The 24,954-nt window shown below is 66.5% G+C and carries 27 protein-coding genes and 1 pseudogene; 15 read left to right on the forward strand and 13 right to left on the reverse strand.

Annotation, left to right across the window (positions count from 1 at the left end; all coding sequences use genetic code 11):
* Positions 1-5: 5 nt before the first annotated feature.
* The 8 genes from IEY28_RS02780 (at position 6) to IEY28_RS02815 (ending at position 8,985) form a co-directional block, all read left to right on the forward strand.
* Positions 6-1,412, forward strand: coding sequence for a protein kinase domain-containing protein (locus IEY28_RS02780; protein WP_188994337.1), 1,407 nt, complete (start codon positions 6-8; stop codon positions 1,410-1,412).
* Entirely contained in the window at positions 1,402-2,130 is a 729-nt protein-coding gene (locus IEY28_RS02785) for a hypothetical protein (RefSeq protein WP_188994339.1), read from the forward strand. Before IEY28_RS02780 ends, IEY28_RS02785 begins: the two co-directional genes overlap by 11 nt.
* Before the next feature lie 37 nt (positions 2,131-2,167).
* Positions 2,168-3,124 carry an NADPH:quinone reductase gene (locus tag IEY28_RS02790; protein ID WP_188994341.1) on the forward strand — a complete coding sequence of 319 codons (957 nt, stop codon included), beginning with the start codon at positions 2,168-2,170 and terminating at the stop codon, positions 3,122-3,124.
* 33 nt (positions 3,125-3,157) lie between these two features.
* Positions 3,158-3,868, forward strand: coding sequence for an SDR family oxidoreductase (locus tag IEY28_RS02795; RefSeq protein WP_188994343.1), 711 nt, complete (start codon positions 3,158-3,160; stop codon positions 3,866-3,868).
* A gap of 517 nt (positions 3,869-4,385) precedes the next feature.
* Positions 4,386-5,729, forward strand: a complete 1,344-nt coding sequence (locus tag IEY28_RS02800; RefSeq protein ID WP_188994346.1) for a sodium-dependent transporter — start codon at positions 4,386-4,388, stop codon at positions 5,727-5,729.
* Between the two features lie 54 nt (positions 5,730-5,783).
* Complete coding sequence (locus IEY28_RS02805; RefSeq protein WP_188994348.1) at positions 5,784-7,184, forward strand: sodium-dependent transporter; 1,401 nt, start codon at positions 5,784-5,786, stop codon at positions 7,182-7,184.
* Between the two features lie 61 nt (positions 7,185-7,245).
* Positions 7,246-8,157, forward strand: coding sequence for a DNA-3-methyladenine glycosylase family protein (locus IEY28_RS02810; protein WP_188994350.1), 912 nt, complete (start codon positions 7,246-7,248; stop codon positions 8,155-8,157).
* A gap of 615 nt (positions 8,158-8,772) precedes the next feature.
* Positions 8,773-8,985 (forward strand): hypothetical protein, encoded by a 213-nt coding sequence (locus IEY28_RS02815; protein WP_188994352.1) that lies wholly within the window; start codon positions 8,773-8,775, stop codon positions 8,983-8,985.
* Between the two features lie 905 nt (positions 8,986-9,890).
* Here the strand turns inward: IEY28_RS02815 and IEY28_RS20570 are convergent.
* A pseudogene (locus IEY28_RS20570) lies at positions 9,891-9,962 on the reverse strand (IS6 family transposase); the annotation flags it as partial.
* A 145-nt stretch (positions 9,963-10,107) separates the two neighbouring features.
* Between IEY28_RS20570 and IEY28_RS02820 the strand changes: the two are divergent.
* From IEY28_RS02820 to IEY28_RS02830, 3 genes are all read left to right on the forward strand, one after another.
* Positions 10,108-10,383, forward strand: coding sequence for an acylphosphatase (locus IEY28_RS02820; RefSeq protein WP_188994354.1), 276 nt, complete (start codon positions 10,108-10,110; stop codon positions 10,381-10,383).
* Positions 10,384-10,446: 63 nt separating this feature from the next.
* Entirely contained in the window at positions 10,447-11,892 is a 1,446-nt protein-coding gene (locus IEY28_RS02825) for an NAD(P)H-hydrate dehydratase (protein WP_188994356.1), read from the forward strand.
* Between the two features lie 122 nt (positions 11,893-12,014).
* On the forward strand, positions 12,015-12,980 hold the full coding sequence (locus tag IEY28_RS02830) for a dienelactone hydrolase family protein (protein WP_188994358.1): 966 nt from the start codon (positions 12,015-12,017) through the stop codon (positions 12,978-12,980).
* Here the strand turns inward: IEY28_RS02830 and hflX are convergent.
* Positions 12,972-14,282: a GTPase HflX gene (gene hflX / locus IEY28_RS02835; protein WP_188994360.1), complete on the reverse strand. Its 1,311-nt coding sequence runs from the start codon at positions 14,280-14,282 to the stop codon at positions 12,972-12,974. The genes IEY28_RS02830 and hflX overlap by 9 nt on opposite strands.
* Before the next feature lie 114 nt (positions 14,283-14,396).
* Here hflX and IEY28_RS02840 point away from each other — a divergent pair, with 114 nt between their 5' ends.
* Entirely contained in the window at positions 14,397-14,744 is a 348-nt protein-coding gene (locus IEY28_RS02840; protein WP_188994363.1) for an FUN14 domain-containing protein, read from the forward strand.
* A 32-nt stretch (positions 14,745-14,776) separates the two neighbouring features.
* Here IEY28_RS02840 and IEY28_RS02845 read toward each other — a convergent pair whose 3' ends face one another.
* The 7 genes from IEY28_RS02845 to IEY28_RS02875 all read right to left on the reverse strand — a co-directional run bounded on the left by IEY28_RS02845 (position 14,777) and on the right by IEY28_RS02875 (position 18,729).
* On the reverse strand, positions 14,777-15,505 hold the full coding sequence (locus IEY28_RS02845) for a ribosome assembly factor SBDS (protein WP_188994365.1): 729 nt from the start codon (positions 15,503-15,505) through the stop codon (positions 14,777-14,779).
* Between the two features lie 102 nt (positions 15,506-15,607).
* Positions 15,608-16,375, reverse strand: coding sequence for an archaeal proteasome endopeptidase complex subunit alpha (gene psmA / locus IEY28_RS02850; RefSeq protein WP_188994366.1), 768 nt, complete (start codon positions 16,373-16,375; stop codon positions 15,608-15,610).
* Between the two features lie 2 nt (positions 16,376-16,377).
* A complete protein-coding gene (locus IEY28_RS02855; RefSeq protein WP_188994367.1) occupies positions 16,378-16,857 on the reverse strand; it encodes an Rpp14/Pop5 family protein in 480 nt (159 codons plus the stop codon).
* A gap of 78 nt (positions 16,858-16,935) precedes the next feature.
* Entirely contained in the window at positions 16,936-17,355 is a 420-nt protein-coding gene (locus IEY28_RS02860) for a hypothetical protein (protein WP_188994368.1), read from the reverse strand.
* Between the two features lie 60 nt (positions 17,356-17,415).
* Positions 17,416-18,114, reverse strand: a complete 699-nt coding sequence (locus IEY28_RS02865) for an RNase P subunit p30 family protein (RefSeq protein WP_188994369.1) — start codon at positions 18,112-18,114, stop codon at positions 17,416-17,418.
* Complete coding sequence (locus IEY28_RS02870; protein WP_188994370.1) at positions 18,114-18,539, reverse strand: RNA-binding protein; 426 nt, start codon at positions 18,537-18,539, stop codon at positions 18,114-18,116. The genes IEY28_RS02865 and IEY28_RS02870 overlap by 1 nt, the downstream gene beginning before the upstream one ends.
* A 7-nt stretch (positions 18,540-18,546) precedes the next feature.
* Complete coding sequence (locus IEY28_RS02875) at positions 18,547-18,729, reverse strand: DUF1918 domain-containing protein (protein ID WP_166969410.1); 183 nt, start codon at positions 18,727-18,729, stop codon at positions 18,547-18,549.
* Between the two features lie 210 nt (positions 18,730-18,939).
* On the opposite strand from IEY28_RS02875, the gene IEY28_RS02880 reads away from it, so the two are divergent.
* Positions 18,940-19,500 carry an NUDIX hydrolase gene (locus tag IEY28_RS02880; protein ID WP_188994371.1) on the forward strand — a complete coding sequence of 187 codons (561 nt, stop codon included), beginning with the start codon at positions 18,940-18,942 and terminating at the stop codon, positions 19,498-19,500.
* A 47-nt stretch (positions 19,501-19,547) separates the two neighbouring features.
* On the opposite strand, the gene IEY28_RS02885 is transcribed toward IEY28_RS02880, so the two are convergent.
* The 3 genes from IEY28_RS02885 to thiC form a co-directional block, all read right to left on the reverse strand.
* Entirely contained in the window at positions 19,548-19,787 is a 240-nt protein-coding gene (locus IEY28_RS02885; RefSeq protein ID WP_188995718.1) for a hypothetical protein, read from the reverse strand.
* Positions 19,788-19,839: 52 nt separating this feature from the next.
* Positions 19,840-20,664: a hypothetical protein gene (locus IEY28_RS02890; protein ID WP_188994372.1), complete on the reverse strand. Its 825-nt coding sequence runs from the start codon at positions 20,662-20,664 to the stop codon at positions 19,840-19,842.
* Positions 20,665-20,858: 194 nt separating this feature from the next.
* A complete protein-coding gene (gene thiC / locus IEY28_RS02895; protein ID WP_188994373.1) occupies positions 20,859-22,277 on the reverse strand; it encodes a phosphomethylpyrimidine synthase ThiC in 1,419 nt (472 codons plus the stop codon).
* A gap of 111 nt (positions 22,278-22,388) precedes the next feature.
* On the opposite strand from thiC, the gene IEY28_RS02900 reads away from it, so the two are divergent.
* Positions 22,389-23,270, forward strand: coding sequence for an extracellular solute-binding protein (locus IEY28_RS02900; RefSeq protein ID WP_188994374.1), 882 nt, complete (start codon positions 22,389-22,391; stop codon positions 23,268-23,270).
* Positions 23,245-24,045 (forward strand): molybdate ABC transporter permease subunit, encoded by an 801-nt coding sequence (locus IEY28_RS02905; protein WP_188994375.1) that lies wholly within the window; start codon positions 23,245-23,247, stop codon positions 24,043-24,045. Before IEY28_RS02900 ends, IEY28_RS02905 begins: the two co-directional genes overlap by 26 nt.
* On the opposite strand, the gene IEY28_RS02910 is transcribed toward IEY28_RS02905, so the two are convergent.
* Positions 24,042-24,875 (reverse strand): molybdopterin synthase, encoded by an 834-nt coding sequence (locus IEY28_RS02910; protein ID WP_188994376.1) that lies wholly within the window; start codon positions 24,873-24,875, stop codon positions 24,042-24,044. The genes IEY28_RS02905 and IEY28_RS02910 overlap by 4 nt on opposite strands.
* Positions 24,876-24,954 lie beyond the last annotated feature (79 nt).

Below are 24,954 nucleotides of genomic sequence, written 5' to 3' on the forward strand. Positions count from 1 at the left end.
CGCCAATGACGCCGGAGTCAGGTGGGGGAGCGGCACCCAGCGCCGTCGTGGCGGACGTACTGACCGGGGCGAACGTCGACCGGGACCGTCTGCCGACGCTGCTGGCGTTGCTGGAGGTAGGAGACCGGCAGGTTCGTCTCGGGGCAGCGACGGCGCTCTGTGTCCTCGCCGAGGAGCATCCGAACACGGTGGCGTACCTGACCGGACGATTGCTCGACCGGATACAGAGCGACGACGACCTCCCGGCCGCCCTCGCACTCGACTATCTCGCCGCTCGCCATCCAGAGACCGTCGAGCGAGAACTCGACGCGCTCCTCGGGGCCGACGAATCGTCCTACGACGTCGAGCAGCCGACGCCGATGCGTGGCAGCCTCGGAAACCGGGACATCGGACGGACGACGCTCGCCGGGGCCGGTGTCGCTCCCGGGCCGCGGCGCGTGTACACCGACGAGGCCGACGCCGACGGTGACACGGAGGAGGAGGCCGAGGACGTCCCGGACGAACTGGCCGACGAAACGGGCCGAACCATCCCCCAGCGTCCGCGGGCGAACGACGCCGAGTGGCTCTCGCTGGTCGAGTACGAGAGCCGGTTCGAGACGCTCACCGTTCTGGCACCACGGGACCGTCGACGGTACAGCGACACGTACCGCACCCTCGGCGTCGTCGACGACGAGGAGTACGCCGTTGCCCTCCGTATCCTCCGTGGCGGCGACACTCGGGACACGGGCTACCGCTCGGGCCTCCGCAATCGCCTGTCCGACTGGGCGTCGGTGGGCGACGAGGCCAACGTCGTGACGCTGTACGATTGGCACGAGGACCCGCGGTTCTGGATCGCCAGCGAGTACACCGACCAGCGACTCGCCGACCGGGACCGTCTCCCGCCCGCCGAGGCGGCGTGGCACGCCGAACGACTCGCGAGCGCCCTCGCGACGCTCCACGAACGGGGCATCGTCCACGCCGGCATCGACCCGACCGCCGTCGCGTACTACGGGAACGTCCTCCGGGAGGGCGACCGACAGCCACCCCTGCTCGACAACGTCGGCCTCCTCTCGGTGTACAGACAGCACGCCGATCCGTCACAGTTCTTAGACCCGCGCTACGCCGCACCGGAGTACTACGAGCGGCGTTTCGGTCGCATCGACCACGCGACCGACATCTACCAACTCGGCGCGGTCTGTTACCGCCTGTTCACCGGACAGCCACCCTATCGGGGCGAGTTCGACGTGGTCCGCGAGCAGGTGCTCCGCGGGCCGCCACCCGTCCCGACCGACGTGGCCGACGTGCCCGCGGAACTCGACGCCGTCGTCGGGAAAGCGATGGCGACGAAGAAACTCACCCGCTACGAGACGGCGACACATCTTGCGCAAGAGCTACGTGCTCTCAGGGACCCACAGGAGGACGATGGTGGGTAGCATCGCGGTGGGGTTACCGTTCGCGCCGAACAACCCGAACCTGACGTTCATCTTCTTCATCGCACTCACGTTGCTGGTGGTGCTGGGACTTCGGTTCAGTTTCTACGCCTACCGCAACCGGCGGGAGAGCGAACTCGTGGCCGAACACAGACTGTGGGACTACCTCGCACTCGTCGGCCTCCTCGCGGTCGGGTTCGCGGTCCTCGGTCTGGTCGAGATTCTGACGACGTACGTGTTGCCGTTCAAGAGCGCGCTGTTGCTCGCACACGTGTTCCTGCTCGCGGTGACGATGCGGATGCTCTATCGGAGCGTCGTCCCCGCTGCGGCCGACGGCGGGACCTCTCGCGAGCGGACCCTGACCCGGGCGGCAGTTCTCGGCGTCGCCGTCGTCTTCGTCGGGTTCGCGCTCGTCGGTCGCCGGCCGGCGTTGCTGGCCGTGCTGAGCGGTAGTGCCCTCGCCTTTGCCGGTTCGGGGTTCTCCTTCGGACGGCGCGGGGCCGCCGAGACGCGCGTGCAGGGCACCGTCGTCGATACCCTCCTCCGTCACCTCCTCCCGGTCCTCCTGTTCGCGTCGCTGGTACCGGCCGTCGAAATCGCCGTGCTGGCGGGGCTAGACCGCGTCATCGTCCTCCACATACAGGTGGTGTTCGTCATCATGACCGCGACGACGCTGATGACGGCGACCATCAAACTCCGGCAGAACCTCGCTAGCCTGTAGCACTATCCTTTTGCTGGCACCCGTCCACGTATGGCCCATGCGTGCAGTCCGATTTCACGAACACGGCGGTCCCGAGGTACTCACAGTCGAGGAGATTCCTCGGCCAGCACCGGATGCCGACGAGGTACTGGTCGACGTGGATGCGGCGGCTATCAACCCCGTCGACACGTACTTCCGCGAGGGCGGGTACGACCCCGGCGAACTGCCGTGGATTCCGGGGTCGGACTGTGCGGGAACGGTCGCCGAGGTCGGGGCCGACGTCGACGGCTACGACGAGGGCGACCGCGTCTTCGCGACGGGACTGGGCAACTGGCTACAGGGGGCCTGCGCGGAGTATGCCGTCGTCCCCGAGTCACACCTCGCCTACCTCCCCGACGGCGTCGACTTCGAGACGGGCGCGGCGATAGCGCTCGTCGGCGTCACCGCGTGGCAGACGCTCGTCGACGCCTGCTCGTTGGAACCCGGCGAGCGCGCCCTGATTCACGGCGGGAGCGGCGGCGTCGGTCACGTGGCCGTCCAGTTGGCCGCCGCGACGGGGGCGCGTGTCACGACGACGGCCGCGCCGGAGTACCACGACCGATTGCGGGCACTCGGTGCCGACGACGTCTTCGACTACCGCCGCGAGGACCTCGAAGACGCGGTCGTCGAGGCCGGTCGACCCGACGTGATTGTCGACCACCGCCTCGACGACTACCTCTCGTTCGACGTCGACGTCGCCGCCCAGAGCGCCCGCATCGCGGCGATGGGGAACACGGACCCGGCCGCGACCTTCGAGAACGTCCCGCAGTGTCGCGCGAAGGACGTGTCGGTCCACCACGTCTCGATGTTCAACACGCCGGACTTCGGCGCGGTCCTCGGTCGCCTCGCGAACCTGCTGGAGGACGGCGACCTGACGGCCGAGGTAGCCGACACGTACCACCTCGTCGAGGTGGCCGACGCACAGGAAGCCGTGATGTCGGAGAGCTTCCTCGGCAAACTGGTCGTCACGCCCTGACCCTTTAACCGCCTGCCGCGCCTCTCCGTTCACATGTCCGTCACGTTCGACATGGGCGGGGAGGTCGCACTGGTCACCGGCGTCGGCGGGGCACTCGGCAGTGCCGTCGCCAACGCCTTCCTCGAAGCGGGCGCTACCGTCTGTGGCGCTGACGTGGTCGAACCCGACAGCGAGGACTTCCAGCTATCGGACCCCGACCGCATCCACTTCCATCGAGGCGACTTCACCGACGAGGACGACGTGTCGTCGGTCGTCGACCGCGTCGTCGACGAACACGGCCGTCTGGACTACCTGCTGAACATCGCCGGCACGTGGCGCGGCGGCGACCCGATACACGAGACCGAGGTCGACACGTTCGACTTCCTGTTCGACGTCAACCTGAAGACGATGTTTCTCGCGTCGAAACACGCCTTACCCCACCTACAGGAGACGGGGGGCGCTATCGTCTCCGTCTCCGCTCGTTCGTCGCTCGAAGGCGGTGAAGGCGACGGTATCTACCGTGCGACGAAGGCCGGGGTACGACTGCTCACGGAGACCATCGCCGCGGAGAACCTCGGCACGGTCCGCGCGAACGCGGTGATGCCCAGCGTCATCGACACGCCGATGAACCGCGAGATGATGCCGGATTCGGACTTCGAGAAGTGGGTCGACCCGGCCGACATCGCTGCGACGATGGTGTTCTTGTGTTCCGACGCGGCGTCGGTCACGAGTGGCGCCGCCGTCCCGGTCTACGGGGAGGCGTAGACCGAGGGAGGCGGCGCTGCTGCCGAGTATCGTGGCCGTCCCGGTCTACGGGGAGGCGTAGACCGAGGGGAGGCGGCGCCGCTGCCGAGTATCGTGGCCGTCCCGGTCTACGGGGAGGCGTAGACCGAGGGGAGGCGGCGCCGCTGCCGAGTATCGTGGCCGTCCCGGTCTACGGGGAGGCGTAGACCGAGGGAGGCGGCGCTGCTGCGGAGCGCTGAGACGACGCCTACCGAATCCGAAAGAGAGGAACGACGACGGTGGGGAGTCGCCGTCGTGTCGCACGATTGCCTGTCCACACTGGCGGTAGACGAGAGACGTTGGGATACCATGACAATGTGGCTCTTGACTGGTTGGTGCTGGCAGCGAGTGTGGACGGATGATACTCACGGGGCGCGGCATTAGTGCGTTGATAATATTGGTATATAGGGCTCAATGGGTCACGTGAGCGGGGGTGCCACGGCGTGATATCGAGGCCGAATCACAGCGGTTAACCGGACGAACGAGATAGGGCGCGTCTATGAGCGAACGAGAGACGTGGGCCACGCGGGTCGGGTTCATCCTCGCGGCTATCGGGAGCGCAGTCGGTCTCGGGAACCTCTGGCAGTTCCCGTTCAAGACCGCAACCAACGGCGGGGCGGCCTTCGTCGTGTTCTATCTGGCGGCGGTCGTCCTCGTCGGGTTCCCGGCGATGCTCGCCGAGTTCGTCGTCGGCCGCCGGACCAACGTCAACGCCGTCGACGCGTTCGGCGAACTGGGCCACAGACAGTGGCGCGTCGTCGGCGGCCTCGCCGTCTTCACCGGGTTCTGGATTCTGTCCTACTACAACGTCGTCGGCGGGTGGGTCATCCGCTACGTCGTCGGCAGTGTCACGGGCGCGTACTTCGCCGACCCCGGTGGCTACTTCGGGGCCGTCTCCTCCGGCCCGGGTGCTGTCCTCGCACAGGCCGTCTTCCTCGCCATCGTCGTCGGCATCGTGGCGCTGGGCATCGAGGACGGTATCGAGAAGGCGACGAAAGTGATGGTCCCCAGCATCGTCGTGTTGATGGTCGCGCTCGCGGCGTGGGTCACGACGCTGCCCGGCGCGGCCAAGGGCTATGCCTTCTTCCTCTCACCGAACGTCGACACGATGGTCGCAAACGCCGGGAGCATCATCCCCTTCGCCGTCGGACAGGCCTTCTTCACGCTCTCGTTGGGGATGGCGATCATGATCACGTATTCCTCGTACGTCGGCAGCGACGACAACCTCGTCTTCGACGGTGGGACGGTCGTGGTCACGAACACGCTGGTCGGCGTCCTCGCCGGCCTCGTCGTCTTCCCCATCCTGCTCACTATCGGCGCGGAGGTCACCTCCGAGACTGGCGGGGCGGGAGCGCTGTTCGTCGCGACGGCGGCCGGGTTCGGGTCCGTCCCCTTCGGTCGCGTCTTCGGCGTCGTCTTCTTCGGCGTCGTCCTCATCGCGGCGCTGTCGTCGGCCATCAGTCTGCTGGAAGTGACCGTCTCCTACGCCAACGACAACTTCGGGATACCGCGACCGTACCTCGCGACCGCGGCGGGGGTCGGCCTGTTTGTACTCGGCCTCCCGTCGGCGTGGGACACCGCCTGGCTGACGTGGTTCGACCGCTTCGCCTACCAGGTGTTCCTGCCGGTCTCCGTGCTCGCGCTGGTCGTCTTCGTCGGGTGGGTCGTCGGACACGACGCCGTCGACGAACTCACGCGGGGGACCGAAGGCCTCGGTCCCGTCGGGCCGGTGTGGCTCTGGACGCTCCGTCTGGTCGTCGTCGTGGCCATCCTCGGCACGCTTGGCCTCGGTATCAACGAGATGTTTCTCGTCGAGAACGCCGACTTCTTCCAGCCGTTCTGATGTGCGTGCAACGCTCTCCGTACGACGGTCGACGCGCGGGAGGACGGTGAGACGATGGTGCGAGCCACGTGGCGGACGCGACTCGGGTTCGTCCTCGCCGCCGTCGGGAGCGCCGTTGGCCTCGGGAACATCTGGCGGTTCCCGTGGCTGACCGCGACCAACGGCGGCGCTGCGTTTCTGCTCCTGTACGTCCTCGTCATCGTCCTCGTGGGCGTCCCCGGGTTGCTCGGCGAGATGGTCATCGGCCGGCGGAGTCGCCGGAACCCGGTCGGCGCGTTCGGCGCGCTTGGCGGGCGGCGATGGCGCGTCCTCGGCGGCGTGGCCGTACTCGCCTCCGTCGTCCTTCTCTCGTTTTACTCGGTGGTCGGCGGGTGGATTCTGCGGTATGCGCTCGCCAGCGCGACCGGCGCGTACTTCGGGAACCCGCAGGGGTACTTCGCCGCCATCGACTACGGCGTCGGCGCGGCGGGCTTTCACGTCCTGTTCCTACTCGCGACGATAGCCGTGGTCTACGCGGGCGTCGACCGCGGTATCGAAGTGGCGACGACGGTGATGGTGCCCGGTATCGTCGTCCTCTTTGGCGCGCTGGCCGTCTGGGCCGCGACGCTACCGGGCAGCGCTGGCGGCTACGAGTTCTACCTCTCGCTGGACGTGGGCTACCTCCGGGCGAACTTCGTCGACGTCCTCGTCGCCGCGGCGGGACAAGCGCTCTTCACCCTCTCTGTCGGGGCCGGTGCGATGCTCACCTACGCCTCCTACGTCGACGAGGACCGCTCGCTGGCCGCCGACGGAACCATCATCGCCGGGCTGAACACGGGCATCGGCGTCCTCGCGGGCCTCGTCATCTTCCCGCTGCTGTTCTCGCTGGGCGTCTCGCCGGGCGAAGGAGGCCCGGGCGCACTGTTCGTCAGTCTCGCCGGCGCGTTCGCCGACCTCCCGTACAGTCGCGTCGTCGGCGTCGTCTTCTTCGGCGTCGTCCTGCTTGCGGCACTGTCGTCGGCCATCAGCATCTTCGAGGTGCTCGTCTCGTACCTCGTCGACGAACACGACCTCACTCGCTCGCAGGCCACCGCCGGCGTCGGCGGCCTGTTTCTGGTCACCGGGAGCGTCACCGCGCTGTCGCCGTCGCTGTTCGCACTGCTTGCGAACACTGTCGCCAACCTCGTCCTGACCGCCGGACTGCTCGGATTCCTGCTGTTCGACGGGTGGGTGCTGGGGAAGGCAGCGCTCGACGAGTACGAGAAAGGGGCCGGCCCCGTCGCCCGGATGGTCGGCCTGCCGTGGTACTACGCCGTCGCCGTCGCCCTTCCGCTGTTCCTCGCGTTCACGCTCGTCTCCGGTCTAGGCGGCGTCGTCGGCGTCTCGGTCACCGCCCCGCAGGCGGCGGGCGTCGCCGTCGTGGGTGTCGTCGGAGCCATCCTGCTCCTCCGGACCACGGCGGACGCCGCGACCTAACGGCGCTCGCCGTCACACGGGATAGAAACCCGGAAAGGCCTCCGACCCGTCCCACACCACGATGGAACGCGGACGCATCGACGTGGGGGCGCTCTCGGGGGGCATCGACCTGCAAGCGACCGTCGAGAGCGGCCAGTCTTACCTCTGGGACCGCGAGGACGGCGAGATGTACGAGCGGACGGCCGCCAGCGGCGGCGACGCGTGGTACTGGACCACAGTTCGGGTCGACGGCGACCCCCACGTAATCCGGGTCCGGCAGACCGACGGTGCCCTCGTCTGGGAGTCGTCGTTCGACGCCGAATCGCGCCTCCGGACGCTGCTGGGCCTCGACGACGACCTGCCCGCGATTCGCGAGACGTCCCCGCCAGACGCCGTCGTCGACGACGCCTACGACGCCTACTGGGGGATGCGCATCGTCCGCGACCCGTCGTTCCCGACGCTGATTTCGTTCATCTGCTCGGCCCAGATGCGCGTCGGACGCATCCACGGGATGCAACAGGCCATACGCCGGGAGTTCGGGGAGGCGGTCACGTTCGACGGCCGAACCTACGACGCCTTCCCGACGCCAGCGGCGCTGGCCGGGGCGAGCGAGACGGACCTGCGGGACCTGAACCTCGGTTACCGGGCGCCCTACGTCAAGCGCTCGGCCGAGATGGTCGCCGAGGGCGAGGCCGACCCGGGAGACGCGGCGGGGCTCCCCTACGAGGACGCCCGCGAGGAACTGACCGAGTTCGTCGGCGTCGGCGAGAAGGTGGCCGACTGCATCCTCTTGTTCTCGCTGGGGTATCTGGAGGCCGTCCCGCTGGATACGTGGATTCGCCAGACCATCGAGGAGTACTATCCCGAGTGCGAACGAGGGAACTACACGGACACCTCCCGTGCCATCCGCGAGACGCTCGGCGGCGAGTACGCGGGCTACACGCAGACCTATCTGTTCCACTTCTTACGAAACGGCGGAAAAGGCGAGGAGTAATGAGTCTCCGGCAGTGTCGGCAGTCTCTGACCTGGGTGAGCGCGGCATGAGCGCCGCCACACTCACGCGCCCCGTCGAGGCCCATCGCGAGGGTGACGACGGCGTCAGCGAGATCGACCCCGCGCAGAATCGCGTCGGCGCCGCAAGGCCAACCTCGACGCGTCGTTCATCGACAGCGACCGTTACGACGAGACAACGAAGCAGGGCACGAGATCCGCGAGCAGACCGTCGCCGGTCCCCGACGACGTCGAGACGCTCCGACTGGAGGCCGAGATGGTCGCCGAGGGGCAGGAACTGGGCAACCCGAACATCCCCGTAAACGAGGGGGTCCTCGAGGCGGCTGTCGGGCAAATCCGTGCCGACGGCCACGAGTCTGCGTGGGAGGTGATCGACGGGCGAGCGCTCAGTCCCCAGGCAGTACAGAGTACACTCTCCAATCGTCTGGATTCCAGTATAGGGCAACGGGGAGTCCGATTCGGAAACTGGGGGGTTCGAACTGTCAGAGGCCTCCCCGATCCCACTTGACAATTATCCCGAGGACGGAATAACCCCCAGTGTTAGGAGCATCCTCACAGATCGCTCAGTAGCCGCGGCCACTGAACAGGAGGGGTCGCGATGACGGACGATGTCGATCGGATCGCTCGCGACGCCCGGGGGCTGGTCGAGGGCGTCCGCCGGCAGATAGCGACGCAGGCCCAGCACCTCGTCGGCGCTGAGATCGAGTGTGGATGTCGACGACACCTGTCTGAGAAATCGATAAATGTGCCGACACTGGCGACCGAGTTGGAGGAATATACATTTTTACGAGTTAATAGTGGGAGAAGTTGAATACACTCACACAACATGTATGTGTATTGATCGAGATGTTCGTGGTGCGGGCACAGCGCCCGCACCTCTGACAGCCGCCGCTGCCGGCCATGACGAAGTGCAGGTCGGCGGTGGTTCGCCGCTGGGGTGCCCTCCCCAGCGGATTTTACAACTCGAATAGTAATTGATAGGTACTATTCTATACCGGCGGTTCGATACGCTTGATGCGGGCTGTCAGAGGCACCACAGCGGCCGTCAGTGGGTCCATTCACGGTATTTGGGGTTGTTCTCGTCCTGCACAACCCCACTCCACCGGCGACGTTTCACAGTTAGACGCGTGTACCAGAATCAGTTTACGCATCACGCAGGTAGCCTCCGCTGCGGACGCCGCTGGAGCCATCACTCTCGGCGTGTCCGCCATCCCCACACCCCCACCATCTGCGCCGGGTGTTTTCACCCCGGCGCGCTACGTCGCGAAGTCACCGAGCCCGTGCCGCTCGTGGTCGTGAGCCAGTCCACGGCGAGAACGGCGTCGAGACGCTGACTGTCTCCGACTTGCCGACCGCCGCACTTGCATTCGTAACTAACCACTGCCACTCAAACTCCACACTAGTTCAGGTTTCTTTGAGACCCTGTGTAAATAGAAATACTATTCCAAGTAACGCAACTGTCGCAAGCAACCATCCGGTAATACTGGATACTATCGTTTCTGGTGATGAACGGATACCCCATCCAATTCCCGAAATAAAAACTATAGCGAGTAGCACACCTATGACTGTTCGTTGTATCGAGGTGATGAATTTCTCCGATTCTGATTTTTCCACACACATTATCACAATTAGATGCCATATATAATATCGACATATGCCGATGTAAGAAGGTGGTGTACTCTCTATGAGCGTATATTTGTTATATATTGGTCAAAATCCTGAAGCGTGCGGTTGAATACCCAGTGCCATCGCCAGTTTGGGTGTTCGTTCGCGCTCCACGAACCCCAAATCAACTCAGTCTCTGTTCCCGCGGTGGCAGCTGGTTTCGGGCCTGAGCCACGCAGAAATAAGCACAGCGTACGTTTCACGCTTCACGAAACACGGCCCGTCCGCTGGGGATTGATTTTTGTAGTCGCCGACGGGACTGTCGCCCATGAGTCGGAAGCGAGTCCACGTCTACGTCTCAGGACAGGTACAGGGCGTCTACTACCGGGCGACGACGCGAGATACGGCCCGCGAACACGGCGTCGATGGGTGGGTGAAGAACCTCGACGACGGCCGCGTCGAAGCCGTCTTCGAGGGCGACCCGGACGCCGTCGACGCGATGGTCGAGTACTGTCACGAGGGAAGTACGCGGGCGACCGTCACCGACGTCGAGGTCGACGAGGAAGACCCGGAGGGGGTGGACGGGTTCGAAGTTCGCTGGTAGCCGACGCGTCGGCCGTCGCGCGGTCCCCCTATCGTTACCACGGTGGCGGGCGAACCGCCACGCATGCTCACTGGCTCAGAGATGGGTGTCGTCGACGAGAACGCGGCGGCGCTGGGCGTGCCGCGCAAGCAGTTGATGGAGTCCTCGGGCAACGCCGTCGCGGGGGCGGTCCGGGACCTCGCCGACCCCGGTGCGAGTGTCACTATCGTCGCCGGCCGCGGTAACAACGGCGGCGACGCCCTCGTCGCCGCGCGCTTTCTCGACGACTACGACCTCCGAATACTCTTGCTCGGCCGCCCCGAGACGATCACGACCGACATTTCCCGAGAGAACTGGAACGCCCTCCAGTCGGCGGAGTATCCGACCGAACAGGTCCGCGACGCCTCGCAGTTCGACCTCGGTGACCCGGACATCGTCGTCGACGCGATGCTCGGCACTGGCATCAACGGGGCGCTCCGAGAACCCGAGGCCACCGCAGCGGCGGCGACGAACGCGAGCGACGCGGCGGTTCTCTCGGTCGACGTGCCGTCCGGCCTCGACGCCGAGGACGGCACTCTCGCCGAGAACGCCGTCGAGGCCGACCACGTCGTCACGTTTCACGACACGAAACCCGGCTTGTCCGACCTCGACGCGGGTGTCACCGTCGCCGACATCGGCATCCCCGAGGCCGCCGAACTGTTCGTCGAACGTGGCGACCTCCGGCGACTGACGCGGGACCCGGCCAGCCACAAGGGCGACAACGGGGAGGTACTGGTCGTCGGTGGCGGCCCCTACACCGGTGCGCCGGCCCTCTCGGCGCAGGCGGCGCTGCGCGGTGGCGCGGACCTCGTCCGCGTCGCCGCGCCGGAACTCGTCGCTCGCGAGATTCAGGGCTACAGCGAGAACCTCATCGTCCGACCGTACGACGGCGAGATGCTCGCACCGCCCCACGTCGACCGTCTCGCCGCCTTCGCGGCCGACCACGACACGCTCGTCCTCGGGCCGGGACTGGGCGACGCCGACGCGACGCTCGCTGCCGTCACAGACCTCCTCGAACGGTTCGACGGCACTGCCGTCGTCGACGCCGACGCCCTCTCGGTGGTTCCCGACGTCGAGACCGACGCCGACCTCGTCTGTACCCCCCACCAGGGCGAACTCGTCGGGATGGGCGGCGAGACGAGCGACGACTGGCGCGAACGCGCGGACCTCGTCGAGTCGTTCGCGGCCGAACTCGGCCATACCGTGCTCGTGAAAGGCCCCTACGACGTTATCTCCGACGGCGAGCGGACCCGCGTCAATCGCACCGGCAATCCCGGGATGACTGTCGGCGGTACCGGCGACGTGCTGGCGGGCGTCACCGGCGCACTGGCCTGTGTGCAGGAACCGCGCCACGCCGCGGCTATCGCGGCCCACGCCGTCGGCGCTGCGGGTGACGCGGTCGTCGACGAACGGGGGTACGGACTGGTCGCGACCGACCTGCTCGACGCGGTGCCACCCGCGCTGTGGGCGGACGACGACGACGACGACTGACAGTCGTTTCGACCCCCGGCCGGCAGTGTGCGATCGCTCGCCCCCGTTGTCTCGCGGCGCGAATCTATCTGCGAGACAACTAGTAACAACCGATTTACACGAACTGCCCATCTGCGTAGACCATGCGCGCCAGTTCGCTCGCGGTGGCGGTCGCAGTCCTGGTCGCCCTGAGTGGCTGTGCCGGTCTCTCTCAGAGCGGTGCGACGACGCCGACCGAGACGAGTACCCCGACCGAGACACCGACCGCACAGCCGACCAGCGCGGAAGCGACCTACACCCAGACGCCACACATGGGATGTCAGCCGGGCGCTATCGAGAAGAACGGCACTTGCCGAGTGGTCACCTCCGACTCGAACGCCGAGATATTCGGCGCCGAGAACCTCTCGGCGATAACGGCGACGAACACGACGATAAACGGGACGCCGGGGTATCTGGCCCGACCGGCCGACAATGGGACGTACCCCGCCGTCGTCGTGATTCACGAGTGGTGGGGCCTCAACGAGAACATCAGGCACATGGCCGACATCCTCGCCGGCCACGGCTACGTCGTCTTCGCCGTCGACCTCTACGACGGTCGCGTGGCGACCAACGCCTCGTACGCCGCCGAGCTGTCCGGCGAGGTCCGGGACGATCCCGACGAGGCCGTGAGGAAGATGAGCCGTGCGACCGCTGGCCTCCGAAACCGGTCGGACACGACCCGACGTGTCGCCAGTCTGGGCTGGTGCTTCGGCGGCGGCCAGAGCCTCCAGCTGAGCCTGAGCGACGCCGACCTGAACGCGACGGTCATCTACTACGGGACGCTGACGACGGACGAGACGACGCTGCAGCGCATCGACGGGCCGGTGCTAGGCATCTTCGGGTCCGAAGACCGGGTCGTGAGTATCGAGAGCGTCCGCGAGTTCGACAGGACGCTGGCCGACCTCGGCGTCGAGACGGAGATACACGTCTACGAGGGCGCCGGCCACGCCTTCGCCAACCCGAGCGGTGAGCGTTTCCACCCGAACGCGACACAGGACGCGTGGTCGAAGACGCTTCGCTTCCTCGACGAGACCATCCGCGAGAGCGACCGAAACACGTCGTCAGGCTGACGCGCCCACCAACTCACCGGCTTTCGAACGAGACTGCTCGACGATGGCCGGCCGGGCCTCGAACTCGATGACGACTTGGTCACCGTAGTCGACGTCCTCGACGACGGCGTGGTCGTGAATCCACGACACCACGCTCATGGTCTCCTCGGTCATCGGCAGGACGAGGCGCTCGCGTTCGTAATCGGGGAGTTCCTCGTCGATGCGAGTGGCCAACTCCTCGATGTTCAGCCCCTCTTTGCCGCTGACGGCCACGGGGTTGGGTGCGAGTTTCGAGAGCGCCGCACGCTTGCGCTCTACCTCCTCGTCGTCCACCTTGTCCGTCTTGTTCAACACCGTGACGATGGGGGCCTCGTTGCGCTCGTAGAGGGTGTCGTGGCTCGTCACCAGTTTCTCGCGTATCTCCTCGACGGACTCCGAGACGTCGACGACGAGCAACACGAGGTCGGCCCGGTATACGGAGTCGAGCGTCGACTTGAACGACTCCACCAGCCAGTGGGGGAGGTTCTGGATGAACCCGACGGTGTCGGTGACGAGTACCTCGCGTTTGCCCACCTCGGCGCGGCGGGTCGTCGTTCCCAGCGTCGTGAACAGGCGGTCCTCGCTCTCGGCGGTCGTATCGAGGTCGGGGTGGAGGTCCTCGTTCTCGTCGACCTCCAGATCGTCGGCGAGGCGGCGCAACAGCGTCGACTTCCCGGCGTTCGTGTAGCCCGCGAGTGCCACGAGGTCGAACCCGGACTCCCGGCGCTGTTCGCGCCGGTGTTGCTCGGTCTCCTCGATGGATTCTAACTCGTCTCGGATGTTCGCTATCTGCTTTTTGATGTCCTCTTCGCGGCTCTCGTCGTACTCGCCCAGCCCCATGAATCCGGGGCGCTCGTCGCGTTTCGCGAGGCTGGCCTTCGCCTCGGCACGCGGGAGTTCGTAGCGTAGTTCCGCCAGTTCGACCTGTAGCTGTGCCTTCCGGGTCTGTGCCCGCTGGCCGAATATCTCGATGATGAGGCGGAATCGGTCCATGACCGTGACGCCCTCGGGGAGTTCGTTCCCGATGTTGTACGTCTGGTAGGGCCCCAACTGGTTGTCGAAGATGACCGTCGTCGCTCGTTCTCTGGCGACCGTGTTGCTGAGTCGCGTCACCTTCCCCTCGCCGAGGTGGTAGGCGGGGTCTTCGGTCCGCGTCTGGGTTATCTCGCCGACCACGTCGTAGCCGGCGGCCCGCGCGAGGTCACGAATCTCCTCGGTGTCGGCCGTGCCACTGTCGACCCGTTTCGCGACAACAGCCCGGTCCGTGGTGTGTGTCGCCGTCACTCGCCAAACACTACGCTGTCCGGTTATTTAATCTGCAGGGTAGGGGGGCATCGAATCGGGGACGGAACCGTTGTTAGCACAAAGGATTTAAAACGTCCCAGTCAGGTATCCAGTATGGTAGAGTTTGCTCTCCAGATGGATGGACTCGGCCTCCAGCAGATGGGGTTGGAGTTCGGGGCTGGCGGCCTCATCGGCGGCATCATCGGCTTCGCCGCCAAGAAGGTCGCGAAACTCATCGCGGTCATCGTCGGCCTCGAACTGGCCCTATTCAAGTTCCTCGAAACGCGAGGCATCCTCGAAGTGAACTGGCAGGCCATCGGCGGGGCCGCACAGAACGCCACACGAGGCGCGACCGACACCGCGGCCGGCCAACCGCCCTCGTGGCTCATGTCGATTCTCTCGGCGCTGCCAGTCAGCGCAGGCTTCACCGGCGGTTTCCTCGTCGGCTTCAAGAAGGGATAACGCTCGGCGCGGTTCTGTGACCCCGGTGTCCGCTATCCGCGGGTACTGATGTCGTCTTCGTCCTTGATGATGCGCGTCTCGGCCTCGCCGCTCGTGTTCTCGTTGACCACGTCGTAGAAGTCGTTCTGCATCCCCGCCGGGAACGTCAACACGCCGACCCACGAGCCGTCGGCCTGCCACTCCTCGCGTTCTAAGTCGCCGAACTGCCGAATCTTCGCCTGCGCGCTGCCTGCGTACTCGGCCGGGACCTGCACGGCGACCGTGACCTCGTCGAACCGAATCGGGATGACCGGCCGCAGGGCGTCTAGCGCGTCGTCGACCTGCGTCTCGACGGGTTCCATCGGGTCGACGCGGAAGTCCGTCTCCTCGAGGGCCGATTCGATGCGCTCGGGGGGGTGTGGCGCGTCGTCCATCTGCGGGTTGACGGCGTTGCGGGTGATGCGCTGGATGAGTTGTTTGTGCTTTTGCTCTTGCATCTCCCGGCGCTGGTCGGCCGTTATCTGTATCTCACCCTGTTTGATGACCTCGGGGATAATCTCCATTGGGTCTGTCGTGTCGAACACTTCCTTCAGGCTCTCCTCCGGCGGTCGGTCGCCGCGAGAGGCGTCCTCGAAGATGTCCTCGGCGGCGATGACGTCCTCCAGTTCGCCCTCGAACTCACCGCGTTTGATGGCGAGGGCTGCGTCGGGGTCGACCAGTACCTCGAACCGCTGTCCGTGGGTCTCGAGGCGCGCCGTCACCGCCTCGTCAAGCGATATCATACCTGTCGGTAACGGTGGGTCGGTTAAAGGCCTTACTGCGTCGGGCGGTCAGACAGTCGCTCGAAACCTCGTTGGCGGCCAGAACCCGGGACGGCCGGAACGCTACTCTTCGTCTTCGGATTCGTCGGCCTCGTCCTCGGTGGCGAGCAGGTCCGCCTCGGCGAGGTGGGTCGCTTTCTCCTCGTCGGAGAGTTCTCGGAACGTCTCGGTTTCGACGTCGATGACGGCGATGCCGATGCCCTCGGGGGCGAGGCCGTCGTCGTTGACCGACGCGAGCGCCGCGAGTGCGAGGTCGACGCCAGCGTCCAGATCCATCTCCTCGTCGTAGTGGGCTTCGAGGTAGTCGCGGATGTCGCCGCGGTCCGCGCCGACTGCGAGCGCCTTCCACTCGTAGGGGGTGCCCGACGGGTCCGTCTCGTAGAGACGGGGTTCGCCGTTGGCGATGCCGGCGATGATGAGGGCGACGCCGAACGGGCGGGCGCCGCCGACCTGCGTGTACTGCTGGATGTAGTCGGTGATCTCCTTCGTGAGCGTCTCGACGCCGACCGGTTCGCCGTACCGGAGCTGGTTGACCTGCGCCTGTCGGCGGGCGAAGTCGATGAGCTGTCGCGCGTCGGCGACGTGGCCGGCCGAGGCGATGCCGATGTGGTCGTCGGCCTTGTGAATCTTCTCGACGGACGACCGCTCCATCAGCGGCGAGCGGATGCGCTTGTCGACGGCGAGGACGACGCCGTCACTGGTTCGGATGCCGATGCTCGCCGTACCCCGTTTGACCGCCTCACGGGCGTACTCTACCTGATAGAGACGTCCGTCCGGAGAGAAGATAGTAATCCCGCGGTCGTACGCCTGCTGTTGATTTTGTCCCTGCATAGTTATCGGAAATCGAGGTCTGTCGCGCCCACGAACGTGTGGTCGGTGCGCACGTCGACTCGCGTCTCGCGGGCGACGGCGCGCCGTTCTGCGTTCTCGAACACGACGTGTCTCTGTTCGAACGGTTCCGCCGGCCCGCGTATATATTTTTCTTCACAGGCGCGTACGGTCCCGCTCGTGCCCGTCACGCGCAGGCCCACTGGCACGCCGTCGACCGAACCGATACAGGCCAGTGCCGCCCGTGCGGCGTCGGTCTGGCCTCGGCGGACGCGGACGATGGCGTGACCGAGACCGTCGTCGTGTTCGAACCGGAGGACGGTAGCGTCGGCGTCGGCGCTGCCGGTGTCGCCGAGCAGGTTCTGGGCCGCGTACCACACCTCGCGCTGGAACGCCCGGCGGTCCACGTCGGCGTCGGGCCACGTTTCGAGTTCGACGGCGAGGTAGCGCCACCGTGGCTGGAGGTGTTTCGGGAGGTGTTTCATCGCCCGCCCTCCGCCGCTGACTGTCGCATACCTAGCCTTCGGGTATCGGCGTAAAGAACAGTGCGGTGTCGTCGCCGGTCAGCGCAGCGTCGAACCGAACCTGCTAGCGCTGTCCTCGGACTCGACGTCGGGTTCTTCGAGACGCTCTATCGGGTTCCGGACGAGTAGATAGGCGACCGCCAGTCCCATGCCGACCGTCTCTACGAGGACGATCGGATCAGCGGCGAGTACCGCAGAGACGCTGAGGCCGGAGACGACGACGAACGCGGCGATCGCGGCGAATCTGGCCCAGACCGCGCCGTCTACGAACCCGCCAGTGACGACACCGAGCATGACGCCACAGCCAACTGTCAGCGCTATCGAGTCGGCGACCAGCATCGAACTCCCCACCGACTCCGTCACCATCGCTAGGGCACCGCCGAGGAGGTACTTGGTGCCGACGACGCCGGCGAGCGAGGCGAGAACAAGGGCACCGAACGTCGGACGGGTCTCTGACATACATCCGAAGCCGACCCGCTCGCAAATAAATCCACTAGGTCGTTCAACCGGTCGACAGTGTCAGCCGTCGGTCTCGTCCAGTCGGACCCCCGGTTCGACGAACGAGTCGTCGGTCAACCGGCGGTTTCGCTCGACGAGGTACCCCCACGCTTCGAGGCCGCCGCGTATCTGGTCCGCTGTGAACCCAATCCGCTCGCCCAACGCGATGAGTTCCCGCGGCCCGCGGAGTTCGAGGTGGCTTCGCGGGTCCGCCGAGACGACGTAGGGGGCGTCTGCGTCCTCGATGAGTTCCCGTAACTTCCGCAGGTCCTGCAGGGCCCGAACGCGACTCCCGCCGCTGTCTCGCAGCACCGGTCCCAACGAGAATTCGACGCGGACGCCGTTTTCGGCCGCCGCGTTCGCGAGGACGTGGTTGAAGTCGCCGTCGTCTCGCATCGGATGGGCCAGCACGTCGACTGTGGGGTTCTCGACGGCGAACCGATTGATGGCCCTGTCGCCGCCGTGGACGACGACGACAGTGCGTTTCGAGCGGTGGTTCCCGACGAGACCGCTGGCCTGTGAGGTGGTGTCTGCCCGCACTTCGACGCCATCGGCGACGTCGATACCGTACGCGTCGGCGACCGCCGCCGCGTCGTAGTCCGCGGGGTCGTCACCGTGGTTGCGGACGACGATACCCTCGAAGCCGTACTCGGCGGCGGTGAGCGCCTGTCTGGCGACGGTACTGTCGCCGTCCGGGTGCGCGTGGACGGCCTCGTACATCACAGTTCGTCGAGCAGTTCGCGGGCGTTAGCGACCGCCTTCTCCCGCTTTGCGGGGTAGGCTTCGACCTTCGCCCGCAGTGTGATCCCGTCGCCGCGGCGAACCTCGCCGCCGAAGGCGGCCTGTTTGTCGAAGGTGAGAAAGAACGAGCAGTTGTCGTCGACCCTGTCGTCGAGTTCCGCACGCACGTCGTCGATGTCGTCGAGCGTCGCCACCTGCGAGAGGACGTGGCGCACGTCGTCGGCGTTCTCGATGCGGGCCGAGAGGACGACGATGCGGTCGCCGTAGTGGCCCTCGCTCTCCGTCCGCTCTAGCTCCCAGTCCTCGGGGAGGAACGTACGCAGGGCTTCCTCGACGCGTTTCTCGTCCTCCGTGGCGTAACAGAACGTCCGGAGGTCGACGTAGTGGAACGGCACCGACGACATCGGGGCCTTACTCCTCGGCCGCTTCGAGGTTGTCTTCGGGGACGCCCTGTTCCTGGCCGTCCTCGAAGGAGACGGTGTAGTTGGCGTCGCCGAACATCGTCTCGACGACCTGCGTGATAGTACCTTCCTGCCCGTCGTAGTCGCTGTGCTCGTCGTGGAGAATGACGCTGTCGTCTTCTTCGAATGCCATGCTCGGCGGTACTGGATGCCCGGTCAAAAAGGGACTGATTCGCCCCGACTGCCGCTGTCGGTCGCTCACCCGGCGTCGACCGCGGTCCGTCCAACTTGGTGTCGAAGGGTTATAGTGAATCTCACGCGTATCTGTGGGCATGACCGGTTCGTCTACGCTGCTTCAGTCGCTGTCTCCGTGCGGCAGATACGCCCCACGCTGCGGCCACAGATGACCACCGTCGACGACCTGTGGTATCTCGCTGACGTCGCCAGCCAGCAGGCCGAGCAGACCTATCACGCCCTGACGGAGCGACACGACGGGTTCGTCGAGTTCACCCGCCGCCGGCGGGTGCCTCGCCCGCGGTTCCGCACTGTCGCCGAGGACGCCCGGGACCACGGGGCGCCCTTCGGCGCGCATACCCTCGCGTACCGTCCCTCTGGCGAACTCCTCTTGGTCCGCCACGAGGGGGTCGACAAGTGGGTTCTGCCCGGCGGCGAACTCGACGGCGACGAGACGTTTCGGGAGGCCGCCATCCGCGAACTCGGCGAGGAGGGCGGTATCGAGGCGACTATCGAGGGTCTGGGGATGCTCGGCCGTGTAGAGTTCTACTGTGACGGCAACGACACGTGGGGCGTCCTCCCCGTCTTCGAGGCGCGTGCCGAGACCATCGATCCCTCCGTCGACGACCCGGACCACGAGATAAGCGCTGCCCGGTGGTTCGGCGAGTTGCCCGATGACACGCGGGACCGCGAGGAGATTCTTCGGTGGCGCGACCGGCGGTTCGACTGACTCACATCGCGGCCGAGCGGACAGTGCGACCGTCGACGGGCGAGAAGTTACGCCTCGTCCTCGGCCGCGTCCGGCGTCTCTTTCTTCGGGACTCTCGACTTCGCCTTCTCGACCACCGGTGCGGCCGACGCCCACTTCTCGCCGACGATAGCGCCGACGAAGGCACCGAGGCCGGCGGCCGTGCTCGCGGCGTTTCGCCCTACCAGGCCGCCCAGTGCGCCGCCGACGGCGCCACCGATTGCGGCGTACTTCGCGCGACTGACGGTTCGCTTGATTCGTGCTTTCATATACGACCCGACACGCGTCGGACGGAAAAAAGCATGCGCTGGCTACCGGCGATTACTCGGGACCGAACGACCGCCCCTCGCGGGCGTCGGCGTCGAGACGCCGGACCGTCGCGCGGGCGTTGCTGGCGTCGTAGCCGAACAAGACCGAGTGGCCGTACTCGGCGGCCACCTCGACGGCCTTCGCGAGGTCGTCTATGTCGACGTCGACGGCGTACAGTTCGATGCTGAACCGCGTGTCGAGTCGGTCCCGGAACCCCTTGGCCAGAATCTCCAGCCAGTAGGTCGTGGAGTAGGCCATGTCGTAGATGGGGACGACGAACTCGTCGACGTACTCGTCGACGGCGTCCACGTCGATGCCGGTCCGCGATTCGAGATGACCGGGATAGGGGTCGGGATACAGCGTGAGATAGAGGTCGCCGGGCACTCGCTCGCGGGCGTCGGCGACGAAGGAGGTGATGACGTTCGTCCGCCACGCCGCCCAGTCGTCGAACTCGCTGTCGGCGAACGTCCGTTCACACCGGTCGCAGTGGCAGTACTCGTCGCGCGGGAAGCCCACGTCGTCGAGGCGGACGTTCTCGTTGACGGTGGCGGCCTCCTCGACGATGTCCAGCAGTCCCTCGCGGTAGCGCTCGTGGGTCGGACAGACGTACGTCCAGTCGAAGTACGGTTCGTTCCGGGTGGCGGCGGTCCCCTCGTCGTCGAACGCCAGCAGGTCTTGCTCGCTCTCGACGGCGTTGTCGCCGAAACACGACACCATGTTCACCGCACCGGGGATGGGTTCCACGGCCCGGCCGGTGACGTCCTTGACCTCGTAGAACGCCCGGTCGAACTCCGACCACTCGGTCTCCTCCTCGTTGCGGGTGACGACGCCGTACATGGACTCCCGTTGGTCGCTGTTCCGGGTAAGGGTTCTGAAAAGGGTGGTTGAAAACTGTGCTGGGGACCCTCTGCCCTTACTTCTTCGCGAAGTAGACCAGTGCGAGGGCGACGATAGCGACGACGGCGAGTACCTTCTTCGACATCGCTTCTAGATACGCAACTGGCTCATAAAGAACTATCGCCAGACTGTCGTCAGTCGTCGTCGGCCGGCGTGGCCTCGTCGACTGGCGTGCTGTCGTGAGTGCCGACTGGCGGTCGGTTCACTTCGGCGGCGGCAGACCCTGCGACGTCCGTTCGCTCGCCGTCCTCGGCCTCGATAGATTCCATCTCGCCCGCGTCGCGGGCATCCTGATCGATGCGCATCGAACAGAACTCCACGCCGCACATCGAGCAGAAACGGGCCTCTTTGTAGTTGTCACCGGGGAGCGTCTGGTCGTGGTACGACCGGGCGCGCTCGGGGTCCAGCGCCAACTCGAACTGCTCGCTCCAATCGAAGGCGTAGCGCGCCTCCGAGAGGGCGTCGTCCCAGTCGCGGGCGCCGTCCCGCCCGTTCGCTACGTCACCGGCGTGGGCGGCGATGCGGTACGCTGCGAGGCCGTCGCGCACGTCCTCGCGGTCGGGCAGTCCCAGATGTTCTTTGGGCGTGACGTAACACAGCATCGCCGCGCCGGCGCGGGCCGCCTCGGTGGCGCCGATTGCGCTGGTGATGTGGTCGTACCCCGGCGCGATGTCGGTCACGAGCGGGCCCAGCACGTAGAACGGCGCGCCGTCACAGACCTCCTGTTGGCGTTCTACCTGCTCGGCTATCTGGTCCATCGGGACGTGGCCGGGCCCTTCGACCATCACCTGTACGTCGTGGTCCCACGCCGTCCGTGTGAGTTCGCCGAGCGTGTCCAGTTCCGCGAACTGCGCCTCGTCGCCGGCGTCGGCCAGACAGCCCGGACGGAGGCCGTCACCGAGGCTGAACGTCACGTCGTACTCGGCGAATATCTCGCAGATCTCCTCGAACGTCGCGTAGAGCGGGTTCTGCATCCCGCTTTCCTCCATCCACTGGGCGAGAATGGACCCGCCGCGGGAGACGATGCCGGTCTTCCGGCCGTCGGTCAGGGGGAGGTGCTCCATCAACACGCCGGCGTGGATGGTCATGTAGTCGACGCCTTGCTCGGCCTGCTTCTCGATGACGTCGAGCAGTAGTTCGTGCGTGATGTCGGTGACGTCATCGACTCGCTTGACGGCCTCGTAGATGGGGACAGTCCCGATCGGTACCGGTGAGTGCTCGACGTTGGCCTCCCGGATCGCGTCGAGGTTGGCCCCCGTCGAGAGGTCCATCACCGTGTCGGCGCCGTAGTGAACCGCCGTGTGGAGTTTCTCTAGTTCGCCCTCGATGTCGCTCGTCTCCTCGCTGTTGCCGATGTTCGCGTTGACCTTCGTCCCGAACTCGCGGCCGATAATCATCGGGTCCAGTGCGTCGTGGCCCACGTTGGCCGGAATCACGGCCTGTCCGTCGGCGACCTGCTGGCGGACGAACTCGGCCGCACAGTTCTCCCTCTCGGCGACGCGTTCCATCGCTTCCGTGACGGTTCCGTGTCGGGCGGCTGCCAGTTGCGTCATCGGATAAGCTAGTTATATCACTAGATTATAAATCCACCGTCCGGATAAAGCACCGCCAATTGTTGGTACCCATCCGAACAGGCAAGTGCCCGAACGCTGAATCAGCGACCGATGACTGTCTGGCATCGCCGGGACGTTCTGCGTCTCCTCGGGAGCGGTGCCGCCGTCGGTGTCGCTGGGTGCGGTGCGGTCGGACGGTCGCGCGTGCGGACGCTCGTGGCCGGGAGCTTACAGGCCGCGTGCAAGTCGTTACAACGGGCTACCGGGCCGCAACTCGCCGTCGAGGCCCACGGTTCGGTCCACGCCGCGCGACTGGTCGCCGACGGCAAGCGCGACCCGCACGTGCTCGCACTCGCGGACCCGGAACTGTTCGAGCGGTTGCTGTCGACGCCGTGGTACGCCGTGGTCGCGAGCAACGAACTCGTGCTGGCGTACAACCCCGAGACGCCCGGCGGCCGTCTCGTCGCCGAGGCGGAGTCGTGGACAGCGCCGCTGGGCCGGGCGGACGTCTCGCTGGGTCGGACCGACCCGGACTTGGACCCGCTCGGCTACCGGACCATCTTCGCGCTCGAACTGGCCGCTCGGCGGCGCGACGACCCGGACCTCGTCGACGAGGTGCTGTCCCCCGACCAGCGCTATCCCGAGACGCAACTGCTGGCGCAGTTCGAGACGGGGAGCGTCGACGCCGCCGTCGTCTACCGGAGCATGGCCATAGAGCGTGACTACCCCTTCCGCGAACTGCCACCGGCGGTCGATCTCGGCGACCCGGCCCACGCCGACGCCTACGCCGACGTCCAGTACGAACTCCCCGACGGCACCGTCGCCCGTGGCGCGCCCATCGAGTACGCTGCGACGCGCCGGGCCGACGACGACGAGACGAAACGGGCGTTCGAGACACTGCTCGCGGGCGAGTGGCTCCGTGACCACGGCTTCGTCGTCCACGATCAGTACCCGCGCATGGAGGGCGATGTCCCGAACGGTCTCCGAGGCTGAGGCGGCCTCCCGGCGCGTCGGGCTCGAACTTCGACACCTCGTGCCGGTCCTCGGCGCGGTCCTGTTGCTGTACTTCGTCGTCCCGGTGGCCGTCCTCGTCGTCACCTACTCGCCGACGGCGCTGTCGAACCTCGCCGCGGGCTACGTCGTCGACGCCGCGGCCACCTCCCTGCTCGCGGCGCTGTCGAGTACGGTGCTGGCGTTCGTCTTCGGCCTCCCGCTTGCGTACTGGCTCTCCCGGAGCGACCACGTCCTCGCCACGGTGGCGCTGGGCGTCGTGGTGCTCCCCCTCGTCCTGCCGCCGGTCGTCAGCGGAATGCTCCTGCTGACCGTCGTCGGGCCGGAGGGTCTCGGTGGCCTCACCGACCTCCGCTTGACTCGCTCGCTGTTCGGCGTCGTCGCGGCCCAGACGTTCGTCGCCGCGCCCTTCTTCGTCGTCACGGTGAAGGCGGCCTTCGACGGCGTCGACAGTCACTTCGAGGAGGCCGCCCGCTCGCTGGGCCGCAGTTGGCCCGAGACGATGCGCTCGGTGACGATTCCGCTCGCCAAACCGGGTATCCTCGCCGGCCTCGTCCTCACGTTCGCTCGCGCCATGGGCGAGTTCGGCGCGACGATGATGCTCGCGTACTACCCGCGGACCCTGCCGGTCCAGATTTGGGCGTCGTTCATCTCCAGCGGACTCGACGCGGCGCTCCCCGTCGCCGTCGTCCTGTTGAGCGTCGCGCTCGGAACGTTGCTCGTCGTCCACGGTCTGCGGGCGACGCCGTGGCGCTAACAGTCCCGCTCGTGGGCCCAGAACTCGTCGTCGACGGTCACTTCCTTCTTGAAGAGCGGGACCTCCTCTTTCAGGCGGTTGATGCCGTCCTCGACGGCCCGGAACGCCTCGCCGCGGTGGCCCGCGAGGATCACCACGAAGACGATGTCCTCGCCCGCCTCGACCACGCCGGTCTTGTGGTGTAAGCGGACCGCGTGAACGCCGTCGCGGGCTTCGAGGTCCGCCCGCAACTCGGCCATCCGCTGGGCGGCCACCTCGTCGTAGCGTTCGAACTCCAGATACTCCGTGGGCCGGTCGTCCGCGCTCTCCTTCGCACGGACGCGTCCGGTGAACGTCGCGATGGCGCCCGCTCGGTCCTCGTCGGGCGAGCGCTTGACCTCCTCGACGAGCGTTTCGAGCGTGACGTAGGGGTCACGGTCGTGGAGGGCATCGAGGATAGCGTCGACGTCTGCCGACTCGCCGTCCGCGGCCCGGTGGAGGACCGGGTCGGCCGCGTCCCGGTCGCCGAGGACGACTTTCGGAATCGCCGCGTCGCTGAACCCCTCGACGAAGGCGTAGTCGTAGTCCGGTGCGAGGTCGTCGAGCGTGTCGGTCAGCGTCCGGGAGTCGCCGGTCGCGAACCACTCGCCGTCGTCGGTCACTGCGACCGTCTCGCTCGCGCCCGCGTCGCGATGGCGCGCGGAATCTTTCCCGTCCGTGTCGACGTCGGGCGAATGAGTACAGTGCTTGACCGTCGCGACCGACCCGGACGACGAACAGCGCTCGGCGAGGCGCTCGACCAGCGTCGTCTTGCCGGTGTCTGAGTGACCGGCGATACCGAGGACGTGCATGGATACACGTTGTGACGGCGGCCACCTATGTGTTTCCGATGGTGAATCGCGGGTGGGGACCGGCACAGGAACTGGCTGT

It is taken from the genome of Haloarcula pellucida, assembly GCF_014647235.1.
Lineage (GTDB): Archaea > Halobacteriota > Halobacteria > Halobacteriales > Haloarculaceae > Haloarcula > Haloarcula pellucida.